The following is a 13,385-nucleotide window of genomic DNA, read 5'->3' on the forward strand; positions in this document are numbered from 1 at the left end:
GAAAACTGCAGCGGCGTCACCGTGTTCAGGTCACGGTGACGCCGCTGCGGGGGGAAGTACCTGCGCGATCTACTACGACGGGGGAATCGCGTCAGGCACTGCGGGGGGTGGCTGCGATGGTCTCTACGTCGGGGATGTCGGGTCCGGTCAGGCGGTGGTCGCGCTGATCGAGGTTCACGAAGATCATTCCGTACCGGATGGCGCACCGTACTGGCTGCGGCGCCCCCCGAGGCCGCCGCAGACACCGATAGGCCCGTACGTCCTCGTCGTCGTCGCGGGTGACGACGACGGGCTCACCGAACACGGTCACCATCAACGAGTCACCGTTGTGGGGGATGGCGGTGACCAGGTCGATGAAGTGCCAGCCGGATCGGTACGCGGTGGCCATCTCGCGCCGGAACGAACGGTCGTCGGGTGGTGTAGTCATGAGTCCACTGAAGCCTTCGTGACGTCACTCGAAGCACTGCCGGCCGGAGCCACGAAACCCCAGCCGCTGTCAGCCAGCACGATCGTCTTCACGCTGCCCCAGCCACTGTCGGCCGGCACGATCGCCTTCGCGTTGCCCCAGCCGCTGTCGGCCAGGTCCGTCCGTACGTTGCCCCAGCCGCTGTCGGCGGGCAGCGCCTTCGCGGCGTTGCCCCAGCCGCTGTCCGCGGGCAGCGCCTTCGCCACGTTTCCCCAGCCGCTGTCCAGAGCGAGCGTCGCGGGCCCGTTGCCCCAGCCACTGTCCAGAGCGAGAGCCGCAGGCCCGTTGCCCCAGCCACTGTCCAGGGAGAGAACCGCAGGTGCACTGCCCCAGCCACTGTCCGGTGGCGCCGAGGTGGTCGACGAACCCCCCGCCCCGAGACCCATGGCACTCAGGGCCCCGACAGCCACAACCGCGGAGAAAGCGGTGGCAAGTACCGAGCGAAGCATTCTCCTGTACATAGTCGGCTTCGTCCTCACTTGATCGGATCCTCTCCCCCGGTAATGAAGACGATGTCTCATTCAGGCACGTCACCACCACCGACACGATGCATCATGTTCCTGCATGTTCAGGACCCTGGGGGGTGGCGATTTGCCCATAGAACACACAAACCAGACACATCCCCATCCCGTCACGGAACTTTGTGACGAAGGGGCACGCTTGTACACGAGCGCTTTGAGCACCGGACGGATCGCCCGGGCCGAAGCGGCGGCAGCCCCATGCCTGCTGGAGTTCGCCCTGCTGCGCCCGGATCCCGACGACTCCAACTGGCTGCGCCCGGTGCCGCCGTCCGTCGCGCTCACGCAGCGCCTCCACCCTATTGAGCGCGAGATCCAGGAGCGCAGGCGGCGCACCATCGAACTGACCGAATCATTCGAGCCGTTCATGATGGTCAGCGCGATGGCACCCGCCCCCACCCACGCCATCACCGTGCTGGAGGGCATCGACCGGATCAACGCCGCCCTCGACATCGCGACCTCCGAGTGCCACACGGAGATGCTCACCATCCAGCCCGGCGGCCGGCGCAGCGAGCACATCCTGAACCAGGCCCTCGAACGGGACCGCCCGCTCACCGACCGCGGCGTCCGCATCCGCACGCTCTACCAGCACACGGTCCGCTACAGCCAGGGCACCGCCGCCTACATGGACCGCATAGCCAGCGGAAAGATCGAGATCCGCACGCTGGAGGAACTGATCGAGCGGCTCATCATCTGCGACGGAACGGTCGCCTTCATCCCCGCGAGCGACGACAACCAGTTCGCCCTCGAACTGCGCCACCCCGGCCTCGTCCGCTATCTGACCAGGGTCTTCGAGCAGCTCTGGCGGCGCGCCACCCCGCTGCGCGAGGAAGTCACCTACGAGTCCACCCCGGACGGCATCACGGGCGTCCAGCGCTCCATAGCCAAGCTCCTCATCGAGGGCCACGTGGACGAGGCCATCGCCCGCAGACTCGGGATGAACGTCCGCACCTGCCGGGCCCACATCGCGAAACTGGCGGCCTCCCTCGGCAGCGGCAGCCGGGCCCAACTCGGCTTCCTGATCGCCCAGTCGGGCATCCTGGAACAGGACCACTGAGCAGCCGGCCGCTCAGCGCTGGGCGGGCGAGCCCTGACCGGGCAGCCCCTGGACACCGGCCGCGCCCGGGCCGGCCACCGACGGGCCGGTGGCGGCCGGAGCCGCGCCGTGACGCGGGACGGTGACGGTCGCCGGCTCCGGCGAGCGCGGCGGCCCGTCCAGCCCCGCCTGCGCGATCCGCACGCCCAACTGCGTACGGCTGGCCGCCCCCAGCGTCTCGGAGAGCCGGGCGATGTGGGCCCGGCAGGTGCGGACACTGATGCCGAGGCGTTCCGCGACCACCGCGTCCTGATGCCCCTCCGCCAGCAGCGCGGCGATCGAGCGCTCGCGGTGGGTGATCCCCTCGATGCCCGTGGACGGCAGCGGCGAGGCCAGCGGGATCGCGAGACGCCACAACCGCTCGAACACCGTGACCAGGTAGTCGATCAGGGCGGGATGGCGCAGTTCCAGCGCGATCGTGCGGTCGGAGTTCGCCGGGATGAAGGCGACCTTGCGGTCGAAGAGGATGAGCCGCTCCACGACCTCGTCGAGGGTCCGGGCCTCGGCCGCGTCCCCCATCAACTCCATGTAGTTCAGCAGGCCTTGGCCGTGCCGGGCCACGTGGGTGTACAGGTCGCGCATGCGCACACCGCGCCGGCGCATCTCCAGCGCCCGGTGCAGCCCCTCCACCAGTTCGTCCTCACGCCGGATGCCGCCGGGCTGGACCGTCAGGACCTCGCTCGCGCACTCCTCGGTCGCCTTGTCCATGGCGGCCCGGATGCGCGGCAGTCCGTCCAGGACGCGGATCGCGGCGCCCTCAGCGGGTGCCTGGACGCGTCCGCCGAGCCCGGCGTACCACTCGAACGCGGACACCGCGTCGCCCACCCGCGCCTGGCTGGCGCTGACTTCCTCGTACACCCCGCGCAGCAGCCGGGTCATGACCTCCTGCGGGGAGGTCGGCACCAGCCAGCCCATGTCGTCGGGGTCGGGGTGCAGCAGCGCCAGCTCCAGCAGGCACGGCACCGCGCCGGCGTCGTCGCGGGGCACCCGGCCGCGCCGTACGGCCCGCGAGTACACCCGGTCGCCGGCCTCGCACAGTCGGTCAGCGCCGTGCGGATGCCTGTCCGTCCCGTGCCCGGCCATCTCCCACCTCTGGCTGCAGCTCCGACCTCTGGCGTGAGCCCCGCGTCAGGGCTTCCTCCGCAGCGCAACTATGCGCGGACGCGTCCGGCACCGCAACACGGCTGCGCCGTCCCGGCGAGCCGTTTCGCCCCTTCTGATCAGCATAAATCCGCACCTCCGCCCCGCCCGTTGCAACAAGCTGCAAGCAGCGGCCCCCGGACGCCCGGGACTTCACGGAATCGGCCCCCGCCGGACCTGCGGCGCACGGCTCGGGTGTGGCCGGATATCTCCCCCGGCCGCGGGCGTCCGGCGCGGAACGCGGAACGCGTCGAGGGCCCGGGGTGTGCACCCCGGGCCCTCGATGTCGTGCGCTGCCCCGCGGCCGCCAGGAGGCCCTCGCCGTCGCCGGCGGCCTCCTTGGCGGCTTCGGTCCTACTTGAGCTTCAGAGCGTCACAGGCCGCCTTGTAGGGGGCGGTGCAGATCTGCTTGACGGTGTAGATGCTGTCCTGCAGGACCGTGTCCTCGATGTTCTGCTTGGTCAGGTCGACCACGGGCACGAGCTGCGCCGGAATGTCCTTGTTCGTCGGGCTGCTCACCTTGTCGCGGGTCAGCGCGTCGAACTCGATCGAGCGGCCCTGGACCCGGGCGACCGCCATCTCGGCGGCGGCGCTCGCCTCCTGCGGGTAGGACTTGTAGACGCTCATGAACTGGTCGCCCTTGAGGATCCGCTGCACGGCGACGAGTTCGGAGTCCTGGCCGGTGACCGGCGGCACCTTGCTGACGCCCGCGCTCTTGAGGGTGTCGATGACCGCGCCCGCGATGCCGTCGTTGGCCGCGTACACACCGGCGATGTTGTCGAGGCCGACCTTCTGGATGGCCTCTTCCATGTTCGCCTTGGCGTTGACCGGGTTCCAGTCCTTGGTGTCGTACGTCTTGGCGATGATCACCTTGTCGTTGAGCTCGGACTCCGCACCGGCCTTGAACTGCGCCGCGTTCGGGTCGGTCGTCGCGCCGTTCATCATGATGATCTTCTTCGACGTGGAGTCGGCCCCCAGCGCGCCGACCAGGGCCTTGCCCTGGACCTCGCCGACCAGCTCGTTGTCGAAGGAGATGTACGCGTCGATCGGGCCCTGCGCCAGCCGGTCGTAGGCGATGACCGGGATGCCTGCGTCCTTGGCCTTCTTCACGCCCTTCGCGATCGACTTCGAGTCCACCGCGTCCAGGAGGATGACGTCGACCTTGTCGTCCACCATCTCCTGGAGCTGGGAGAGCTGCTTGCCCGCGTCCTGCTCGGCGTTCCGGTAGACGACCTCACCCTTCTTCTCGGTGAGCTTCTTGACCTGCTCCTCGATGATCGGGTAGTCGAACTTCTCGTAACGGGTGTTCTCCTTCTCCGGGAGGAGGAGGCCCACCTTGATGTCGTCGCCCTTCGTGGGGCTGGCCTTGGCGTCGCTTCCACCGAGCCCGTCGACGACCCCGCAGCCGGCGAGCGAGAGGGCGGCGGCGGACGAGGCCAGGGCTATGACGGTACGACGGAGACCGGTGTTACGAGTGTTCACATCAGGTGCCTTCCGGGCGAGGTTGCAGCATTGCGACCCAGGTGGCTGAAAGCCAACGCGGCGATCACCTCAGCGTCAAGGAGTAGCCACTTAACGAGATGGCAACAGCGTTCTGTGTTCCACAAGTGAACACGGTGGGAAGAGGTTACGCCCGAGGTTCCAGCAATCCCCTCAGCTTCACCGTCCGTCATCCACACGACGAGGACGTCGCCCCGGACCGCCCAACCCCATCCACCATGCCTTTAACGCTTGTTGACGCCCCGGTAAACCCCGGGAGACGGGCGCCGGCACGAGCCCGCGCGCGGCACCGCGTCCCGCCACCGCGCGGCGCGGGCGGGCGAACGAATGCGGTCAACCCGGCCATTTTGACCGGACGGTAAAGATCGAGCCACTGGGGACCGCGATCGGTCGAAAACGGTCACGGACTTTGCCGGGCACGCGAGAGGGGGCCCGGAGGAAGAACCTCCGGGCCCCCTCTCGGGTGCTTCGGTCACTGATCGGGCGACCTCTTGGGACGCCAGACCACCAAGGCGCTCGTCTGCTGGACCTCCTGGTACGGGACCAGGTCCCGCCGGTAGGAGGCGTGCACGGCGGCCTCGCGCTGCTGCATGGCCACCGCGGCGCCGTCGAGCGCCGACTGGAGCTCGGCGGCCCGCGACTGGAGCGCCGCCACCTGGTTCTCCAGCTCGATGATGCGCTTGATGCCGGCCAGGTTGATGCCCTCGTCCTGCGACAACTGCTGGACGGTACGCAGCAGTTCGATGTCGCGGGCCGAGTAGCGGCGGCCCCGGCCCGCGGTGCGGTCGGGAGAGACCAGGCCGAGCCGGTCGTACTGACGCAGGGTCTGCGGGTGCAGTCCGGAGAGCTGGGCCGCCACCGAGATGACGTACACCGGCGTCTCCTCGGTCAGTTCGTACGGGTTGCGCCGCCGACCGGTGGTGTCCATGGCTCCGTCATGCTCCCTTCGCGGCCTGGAACAGCTCCGCCCGCGGATCCTCACCCGCGGTCGCCTCGCGATACGCCTCCAGCGCGTCACGAGCCTTGCCCGACACGTCCTGCGGAACGGCCACCTCGACGGTGACGAGCAGGTCGCCCCGTGTGCCGTCCTTGCGGACCGCACCCTTGCCCCGGGCGCGCATGGTGCGTCCGTTGGGCGTGCCCGGCGGCAGCTTCAGCGTCACCGCGGGTCCGCCCAGGGTGGGCACCTTCACCTCTCCGCCGAGCGCCGCCTCCGTGAAGGTGACGGGCACCGTGACCGTGAGGTTGTCGCCCTTGCGGCCGAAGACCGGGTGGGCGTCCACGTGGACGGTGACGTACAGGTCGCCGGAGGGGCCCCCGCGTTCACCGGGAGCGCCCTTGCCGCGCAGCCTGATCCGCTGGCTGTCGCTGACGCCGGCGGGGATCCGCACCTGCATGGTCCGGGACGACTTGGCCCGGCCGCTGCCCTTGCAGACCTCGCAGGGGTTCTCCGAGATCAGGCCGCGGCCCTTGCAGTCCGGGCACGGGTCGGTGAGCGAGAAGCCACCGCCCGAACCGCGGGCGACCTGGCCGGTGCCGACACACGTGGGGCACACGCGGGGTGTGCCGTTCGCGTCGCCGGTGCCCGAACAGGCCTTGCAGGGGGCCTGCGAGGTCATGCGCAGCGGAACGGTCGCGCCGTCCACCGCCTCGGTGAAGCTCAGCGTCACCTCGGTGTCGATGTCCTGGCCGCGCCGGGGCTGCGTACGGGTTCCCGTACCGGCTCCGCCGCGGTTGAACAGGCCACCGAAGACATCGCCGATGCCTCCGCCGAAGCCACCGGCTCCGCCGGCCTGGCCGCCGCCCTGGGGACCGCCTCCGAAGAGGTCGCCCAGGTCGAAGTTGAAGTTGCCGCCGCCGGCGCCGGGACCCGGCCGGAAGCCGCCGTTGCCGAAGAGGGCGCGTGCCTCGTCGTACTCCTTGCGCTTCTTGGGGTCACCGAGGACGTCGTTCGCCTCGGAGATCTCCTTGAAGCGCTCCTCGGCCTTGACGTTGCCCTTGTTGGCGTCCGGATGGTTCTCGCGGGCGAGCTTCCGGTACGCCTTCTTGATCTCGGCCTCGGTGGCGTCCTTGGGGACGCCGAGGACCTTGTAGAAGTCCTTCTCGATGAAGTCCTTGGTGCTCATCCCCGACGTCCCTCCTCTCCTCGTTCAAGCTCAGCCCTCGTCCGGGCCACCGCTCTCCTTGTCCGTGGCGGTCTCGGCCGCCTCGGCCGAATCCTCGGCCTTGACCGTCTGCGCCCCGGGCTGCGGCTCGGCGACCGCCACCCGCGCGGGGCGGATGGTGCGCTCGCCGAAGCGATACCCCGGCTGCAGAATCGCCACGCACGTCGTCTCCGTGACGTCCGGCGCGTACGAGTGCATCAGGGCCTCGTGGATCGTCGGGTCGAAGGGCTCGCCCTCCTTGCCGAACTGCTGGAGCCCCATCTTGGCCGCGACGGTCTCCAGCGACTCGGCGACGGACTTGAATCCGCCCACGAGTTCGCCGTGCTCCCGCGCGCGGCCGATGTCGTCGAGCACGGGCAGGAGCTCGGTCAGGAGGTTCGCCACGGCGACCTCCTTGACCGCGATCCGGTCACGCTCGACGCGGCGGCGGTAGTTCTGGAACTCGGCCTGCAGGCGCTGGAGGTCCGCGGTGCGCTCGGTGAGACCCGTGCGTGCCTGGTCCAGCTGCGCCGTCAGGCCGGCCAACTGTGCGCTGTCGTCCCCTTCCGGGGCCGCCGCCCCCTCCGCAGAGGGGGTGGCGGACTGCGGATCGGCGTCGTCGGAGGTGGCGCCGGAGGGGACGTCGGGCTGCTCTTCGAAGCCCGGGGTCTCCTCCGTCACGCGGCACCGTCCTTACGGTCCTCGTCGACGATCTCGGCGTCGACGACGTCCTCGTCGGAACCGTCGGCCTTCGGAGCCTCGGCACCGGGGGCGTCGCCGCCCGCGGCCTGCGCGGCCTGGGCGTCGGCGTACATGGCCTGGCCCAGCTTCTGCGAGACGGCGGCGACCTTCTCGGTGGCCGTGCGGATCTCGGCGGTCTCCTCGCCCTTGAGCGCGGCCTTCAGCTCCTCGACAGAGGCCTCGACCTCGGTCTTGACGTCACCGGGGACCTTGTCCTCGTTGTCCTTGAGGAACTTCTCCGTCTGGTAGACGAGCTGCTCGCCCTGGTTGCGGGTCTCGGCGGCCTCGCGGCGGGCGTGGTCCTCCTCCGCGTACTTCTCGGCCTCCTGGCGCATCCGGTCGACCTCGTCCTTCGGCAGCGAGGAGCCGCCGGTGACGGTCATCTTCTGCTCCTTGCCCGTGCCCAGGTCCTTCGCGGTCACGTGCATGATGCCGTTGGCGTCGATGTCGAAGGCGACCTCGATCTGCGGGACGCCACGCGGGGCCGGCGGCAGACCGGTCAGCTCGAACATCCCGAGCTTCTTGTTGTACGCCGCGATCTCGCGCTCGCCCTGGTACACCTGGATCTGCACGGACGGCTGGTTGTCCTCGGCCGTCGTGAAGATCTCGGACCGCTTGGTCGGGATCGTGGTGTTGCGCTCGATGAGCTTGGTCATGATCCCTCCCTTGGTCTCGATGCCGAGGGACAGCGGGGTCACGTCGAGGAGCAGGACGTCCTTGACCTCGCCCTTGAGGACACCGGCCTGGAGGGCGGCGCCGATGGCGACGACCTCGTCCGGGTTCACACCCTTGTTGGCCTCGTTGCCACCGGTCAGCTCCTTGACGAGCTCGGCGACGGCGGGCATACGGGTGGAGCCACCCACGAGAACGACGTGGTCGATCTCGGAGAGGTTGATGCCGGCGTCCTTGATGACGTTGTGGAACGGCGTCTTGCAGCGCTCCAGCAGGTCGGCCGTCAGCTGCTGGAACTGGGCGCGCGTGAGCTTCTCGTCCAGGTGCAGCGGGCCCTCGGCGGACGCCGTGATGTAGGGCAGGTTGATCGAGGTCTCGGTGGACGAGGACAGCTCGATCTTGGCCTTCTCGGCGGCCTCGCGGAGGCGCTGGAGGGCCATCTTGTCCTTGGACAGGTCCACGCCGTGACCGGACTGGAACTGCTTGACCAGGTAGTCCATGACGCGCTGGTCCCAGTCGTCACCACCGAGGTGGTTGTCACCGTTGGTGGCCTTCACCTCGACGACGCCGTCACCGATCTCCAGGAGGGACACGTCGAACGTGCCGCCACCGAGGTCGAAGACGAGGATCGTCTGGTCGTCCTTGTCGAGGCCGTACGCCAGGGCGGCGGCGGTCGGCTCGTTCACGATGCGCAGGACGTTCAGGCCCGCGATCTCGCCGGCCTCCTTCGTCGCCTGACGCTCGGAGTCGTTGAAGTACGCCGGGACGGTGATGACCGCGTCGGCCACCTTCTCGCCCAGGTACGCCTCGGCGTCGCGCTTCAGCTTCTGCAGGATGAAGGCGCTCATCTGCTGCGGGTTGAAGCTCTTGCCGTCGAGCTCGATCTTCCAGTCCGTGCCCATGTGACGCTTCACCGAACGGATGGTCCGGTCCACGTTCGTGACCGCCTGGCGCTTGGCGACCTCGCCGACAAGCACCTCACCGTTCTTCGCGAAGGCGACGACGGACGGCGTGGTCCTGGCGCCCTCGGCGTTGGTGATGACGGTGGGCTCGCCGCCCTCCAGAACGCTGACGACTGAGTTAGTCGTGCCCAGGTCGATGCCGACCGCACGTGCCATTTCGATTCCTCCAACAATGACTTGAGTGGAACAGGCTCAAGTGTGCACGACGTCCGCCGCTCGGTCAACAGACCTGAGTCGCGGGGGCTCAACTCTTATCCGTTCCTTACGCGCAGGAAGCTCCTGACCTGCGCGTTTCACTGGGAGCTAGGGGACTTTTACCGCACCATTCGCCACATCCACCGGGCGCCGGAGGGGACCTCCGGGCCGACGCACGCTCCCGGTGACGGGTCCCCCGGGAGCGGGGATCGCATGCGGACGGGATCGGGGACGGACACCGGGGCGGCGCGGGAGGCGCCCGGGACGCAGGGCGCCCGCGGCGCCGACGACCAGCACGGCCCCCGCCACCCACCAGGCCGCCGAAGCCCCCACCCGGCCGAGATCGATGCCCAGCCCGACGAGCGCACCCGCGAACGTGGCGAGCCCCATCACGACCATGACGCCCTGCCGGGTGAGCCCCGCCCGGCGCAGCCGGTGCACCAGATGGTCGGGGGCCGACCGCAGCACCGGCCGTCCGGCGCGCCACCGGGACACGAGCACCAGGGCGGCGTCGGCGCTGACCACGGCGGTCAGCGCGAACGCGGCGCCGAACCCGGCCCCCGCGGGCCGCTCCGCGTGCACCAGCACGACGGCCGAGGCCAGCACGAACCCGGCGAACTGGGAGCCGCACCGGCCGGCCGCGATCCGGGCCGGCGGCCAGCCGTGCATCAGGAAACCGGTGAGCGCGGCGGCCAGCACGCTGAGCAGGGCCGCGAGCCCGTCCATCACCTCGGCCGCCGCGCAGCCGCTGAGCGCGAACGCGGTGACGACGCCGACGGTCCCGAGCACCCCGTCGGACTGGTCGAGCGAGCGGAAGGCGTGGGTGACGAGGACGATCCAGACGGCCGCGAGCACCCCGCCGGGCACCCCGAGCGCGTCGTAGGGCACCGCGAGGACGGCGGCACCGGCGACGGCGGTCAGCCGCAGCAGGGGCGGCACGGGCAGCAGATCGGAGGCGAGACCGGCCAGGGCGACGACGAGGCCGGCGACCAGCAGCCTGCTGGTCTCCGGACCGAGCGGGGCGACGCCGGTCCAGTCCCCGGCGCAGCCGACGAGAGCCGTCGCACCCGCCACGGCGAGACCGCCGAGCAGGGGGACGCGTCTCTCCCGGCCGGGCGGACGGGGCCGGGTGGTCCGGCCGGCGAGGAGCCCCGGCCCGCCGCCCGCACCGAGGCGCAGGGCGAGCGACCGCAGCAGCGCGGCGAGCGCGGCGGTCAGGAGCAGAGCGGCGGTGGCAGCCGCGATTCCGTACAGCACATCGCTAATTTAGGGGTAATTGTCACAGTATTGTGCGAATAACACGATCGGGTTTACGTGTCCTTGCGCCAGAACGCCCCACAGCGCGAAACGGACCTCCTGCCCGCCCGCGACGCACCCACTCAGGTTTGCCTCAGCGACGCAGATCACCGCACCTCTGGCTACAGTGCGGCGGAAGAAGTGGGTAGTCTCAGACGGACTGCATAAGTTACCGCTTAGTAATCACTTCGAGGTCGCCCTCGAAGAACACCTCGCAGGCCCGAGGAGCCCCCGAATGCAACTCGCCGCGATCATCGTGTCGCTGGTCCTGACCGTGATCGGCGTCGCCCTGATCTCCCGGGCCGTCGCGCAGATCTACCGGTTCATCAAGCTCGGCCAGCCCGTCCCCGCCGGCAGCCGAACCGACGACTGGAAGGCCCGCACCGTCACGCTGGCCAAGGAGTTCGTCGGCCACACCCGGATGAACCGGTGGGGAATCATCGGCGTCGCGCACTGGTTCGTGGCCGTCGGCTTCCTGACCCTGGGCCTGACGATCGTCACCGCCTACGGCCAGCTCTTCAAGGCCGACTGGACCCTCCCCGTGCTCGGCGGCTGGCTCCCCTATGAGCTGTACACCGAGTTCATCGCGCTGTTCACGACCCTCGGCATCCTCGTGCTGATCGCGGTCCGGCAGCTGAACCGGCCGTCCGGGCCCGGCCGCAAGTCGCGCTTCGCGGGCTCCAAGACCGGCCAGGCCTACTTCGTCGAGGCAGTGATCCTCGTCATCGGCCTCGCCATCATGACCCTGCGCGGCCTGGAGGGCGCCCTGCACGGCGTCGACCACTACGAGGCCGCCTACTGGGCCTCGTACCCCCTGGTCGCCGCCTTCAAGGGCCTGAGCCTCAGCACCCTGCAGACGCTGGTCTACCTGACCGCCATGATCAAGCTCGGCGTCACCATGGGCTGGGCGATCACCGTCGGCCTGAACACCAACATGGGTGTCGCCTGGCACCGCTTCCTCGCCTTCCCCAACATCTGGTTCAAGCGCGACTCCAAGGGCGCGACCGCCCTCGGCGAACTGCTGCCGATGACCAGCGGCGGCCAGGCCATCGACTTCACCGACCCCGGTGAGGACGACGTCTTCGGCGTCTCCCAGGTCGAGCAGTTCTCCTGGAAGGGCCTGCTCGACTTCTCCACCTGCACCGAGTGCGGCCGCTGCCAGTCGCAGTGCCCCGCCTGGAACACCGGCAAGCCCCTCTCCCCCAAGCTCCTCATCATGTCGCTGCGCGACCACGCGCACGCCAAGGCCCCGTACCTGCTGGCCGGCGGCGGCAAGACCATGGAGGGCGAGGAGAAGGCGTCCGAGGAGCAGCTCAAGGACGTCCCCGCGGCCGCTCTCGCCGAGGCCGAGCGCCCCCTCATCGGCACCGCCGAGGAGAACGGCGTCATCGACCCCGACGTCCTGTGGTCCTGCACCACCTGCGGCGCCTGCGTCGAGCAGTGCCCGGTCGACATCGAGCACATCGACCACATCGTCGACATGCGCCGCTACCAGGTGATGATCGAGAGCGCGTTCCCGTCCGAGGCGGGCACGATGCTCAAGAACCTGGAGAAGAAGGGGAACCCCTGGGGCCTCGCCAAGAAGCAGCGCCTGGAGTGGACCAAGGAGGTCGACTTCGAGATCCCCGTCGTCGGCCGCGACATCGAGGACCTCACCGAGGTCGAGTACCTCTACTGGGTCGGCTGCGCCGGCGCCCTCGAGGACCGCGCCAAGAAGACCACCAAGGCCTTCGCGGAGCTGCTGCACATGGCGGGCGTCAAGTTCGCGATCATGGGCGGCGACGAGAAGTGCACCGGTGACTCCGCCCGCCGCCTCGGCAACGAGCCCCTCTTCCAGGAGCTCGGCATGGAGAACGTCGCCGCGCTGAACATGGCGTTCGGCGAGGAGACGGACGACGAGGGCAACAGCACGCCCGAGTCGAAGAAGCCGAAGTCGGCGAAGAAGATCGTCGCCACCTGCCCGCACTGCCTCAACACCATCGGCAACGAGTACCCGCAGCTCGGCGGCGACTACGAGGTCATCCACCACACCCAGCTGCTCCAGCACCTCATCGACGAGGGCAAGCTGCTCCCGGTGACCCCGGTCGAGGGGCTCATCACCTACCACGACCCGTGCTACCTGGGCCGGCACAACAAGATCTACACGCCCCCGCGCGAGATCATGTCCGCCGTCCCGGGCCTGCGCCAGCAGGAGATGCACCGCCACAAGGAACGCGGCTTCTGCTGCGGTGCCGGTGGCGCGCGGATGTGGATGGAGGAGCGGATCGGCAAGCGCATCAACAACGAGCGCGTCGACGAGGCCCTGTCGCTGAACCCCGACATCGTCTCCACCGCCTGCCCGTTCTGCCTCGTCATGCTGACCGACTCGGTCAACGGCAAGAAGAACGACGGCAAGGCCAAGGAGTCCGTCCAGGTCGTCGACGTGGCCCAGCTCCTCCTCGACTCGGTCAGGACCCCGGTCGACGACACCGCCGGCGACGACGAGCCCCCGGCGGGCACGGCCGAGTCGGAGAACGAGCCCGAGCCGGAGCCGGTGAAGTAGCGCCCCCGACGGCCCGGTTCACCCCGGTCAGCACCGCCGACACCCCCGTGTTCCCGCGAACACGGGGGTGTCGGCGTATCCCCACCCGCCCCGGCCGCCACAAAAAATCTCGA

11 protein-coding genes are annotated in these 13,385 nt (G+C 69.5%); 2 read left to right on the top strand and 9 right to left on the bottom strand.

The genetic code is table 11. From position 1 onward, the window contains the following. Positions 1–91 precede the first annotated feature (91 nt). Together ABZT74_RS00570 and ABZT74_RS00575 are read right to left on the bottom strand one after the other, a co-directional pair. Complete coding sequence (locus tag ABZT74_RS00570) at positions 92–427, bottom strand: hypothetical protein (protein WP_355872996.1); 336 nt, start codon at positions 425–427, stop codon at positions 92–94. Further along, entirely contained in the window at positions 424–852 is a 429-nt protein-coding gene (locus ABZT74_RS00575; protein WP_356170718.1) for a hypothetical protein, read from the bottom strand. The genes ABZT74_RS00570 and ABZT74_RS00575 overlap by 4 nt, the downstream gene beginning before the upstream one ends. A 178-nt stretch (positions 853–1,030) precedes the next feature. Between ABZT74_RS00575 and ABZT74_RS00580 the strand changes: the two genes are divergently transcribed. Next, a complete protein-coding gene (locus ABZT74_RS00580) occupies positions 1,031–2,041 on the top strand; it encodes a helix-turn-helix transcriptional regulator (RefSeq protein ID WP_355873001.1) in 1,011 nt (336 codons plus the stop codon). 12 nt (positions 2,042–2,053) lie between these two features. Here the strand turns inward: ABZT74_RS00580 and ABZT74_RS00585 are convergent, their stop codons facing one another. From ABZT74_RS00585 to ABZT74_RS00615, 7 genes are all read right to left on the bottom strand, one after another. Beyond that, positions 2,054–3,163 (bottom strand): helix-turn-helix transcriptional regulator, encoded by a 1,110-nt coding sequence (locus tag ABZT74_RS00585; RefSeq protein ID WP_356170721.1) that lies wholly within the window; start codon positions 3,161–3,163, stop codon positions 2,054–2,056. Between the two features lie 411 nt (positions 3,164–3,574). Next, on the bottom strand, positions 3,575–4,702 hold the full coding sequence (locus ABZT74_RS00590; protein WP_356170724.1) for a substrate-binding domain-containing protein: 1,128 nt from the start codon (positions 4,700–4,702) through the stop codon (positions 3,575–3,577). 490 nt (positions 4,703–5,192) lie between these two features. After that, positions 5,193–5,648, bottom strand: a complete 456-nt coding sequence (locus tag ABZT74_RS00595; RefSeq protein ID WP_355873009.1) for a helix-turn-helix domain-containing protein — start codon at positions 5,646–5,648, stop codon at positions 5,193–5,195. Between the two features lie 7 nt (positions 5,649–5,655). Beyond that, a complete protein-coding gene (dnaJ, locus tag ABZT74_RS00600; protein ID WP_355873012.1) occupies positions 5,656–6,846 on the bottom strand; it encodes a molecular chaperone DnaJ in 1,191 nt (396 codons plus the stop codon). A 30-nt stretch (positions 6,847–6,876) separates the two neighbouring features. Beyond that, the gene (grpE, locus tag ABZT74_RS00605; RefSeq protein ID WP_356432672.1) at positions 6,877–7,545 is read right to left on the bottom strand and encodes a nucleotide exchange factor GrpE; all 669 of its coding nucleotides are present in this window, start codon (positions 7,543–7,545) and stop codon (positions 6,877–6,879) included. Further along, entirely contained in the window at positions 7,542–9,395 is a 1,854-nt protein-coding gene (gene dnaK / locus ABZT74_RS00610) for a molecular chaperone DnaK (protein ID WP_355873016.1), read from the bottom strand. The genes grpE and dnaK overlap by 4 nt, the downstream gene beginning before the upstream one ends. A gap of 147 nt (positions 9,396–9,542) precedes the next feature. Continuing rightward, positions 9,543–10,691, bottom strand: coding sequence for an MraY family glycosyltransferase (locus ABZT74_RS00615; protein ID WP_356432675.1), 1,149 nt, complete (start codon positions 10,689–10,691; stop codon positions 9,543–9,545). Between the two features lie 274 nt (positions 10,692–10,965). Between ABZT74_RS00615 and ABZT74_RS00620 the strand changes: the two genes are divergently transcribed. After that, positions 10,966–13,272 (top strand): (Fe-S)-binding protein, encoded by a 2,307-nt coding sequence (locus ABZT74_RS00620; RefSeq protein ID WP_356432678.1) that lies wholly within the window; start codon positions 10,966–10,968, stop codon positions 13,270–13,272. The last annotated feature ends 113 nt before the right edge of the window (positions 13,273–13,385 follow it).

This window comes from Streptomyces sp. NPDC005302 (assembly GCF_040607345.1).
Taxonomy (GTDB): domain Bacteria; phylum Actinomycetota; class Actinomycetes; order Streptomycetales; family Streptomycetaceae; genus Streptomyces.

What these genes read in the sequence shown, in the direction of transcription:
- ABZT74_RS00595 (WP_355873009.1), bottom strand. Translation starts at nt 5,648, where the DNA reads ATGGACACCACCGGTCGGCGGCGCAACCCGTACGAACTGACCGAGGAG.
- dnaJ (WP_355873012.1), bottom strand. Translation starts at nt 6,846, where the DNA reads ATGAGCACCAAGGACTTCATCGAGAAGGACTTCTACAAGGTCCTCGGC.
- dnaK (WP_355873016.1), bottom strand. Translation starts at nt 9,395, where the DNA reads ATGGCACGTGCGGTCGGCATCGACCTGGGCACGACTAACTCAGTCGTC.
- ABZT74_RS00570 (WP_355872996.1), bottom strand. Translation starts at nt 427, where the DNA reads ATGACTACACCACCCGACGACCGTTCGTTCCGGCGCGAGATGGCCACC.
- ABZT74_RS00620 (WP_356432678.1), top strand. Translation starts at nt 10,966, where the DNA reads ATGCAACTCGCCGCGATCATCGTGTCGCTGGTCCTGACCGTGATCGGC.
- ABZT74_RS00585 (WP_356170721.1), bottom strand. Translation starts at nt 3,163, where the DNA reads ATGGCCGGGCACGGGACGGACAGGCATCCGCACGGCGCTGACCGACTG.
- ABZT74_RS00580 (WP_355873001.1), top strand. Translation starts at nt 1,031, where the DNA reads ATGTTCAGGACCCTGGGGGGTGGCGATTTGCCCATAGAACACACAAAC.
- ABZT74_RS00575 (WP_356170718.1), bottom strand. Translation starts at nt 852, where the DNA reads ATGGGTCTCGGGGCGGGGGGTTCGTCGACCACCTCGGCGCCACCGGAC.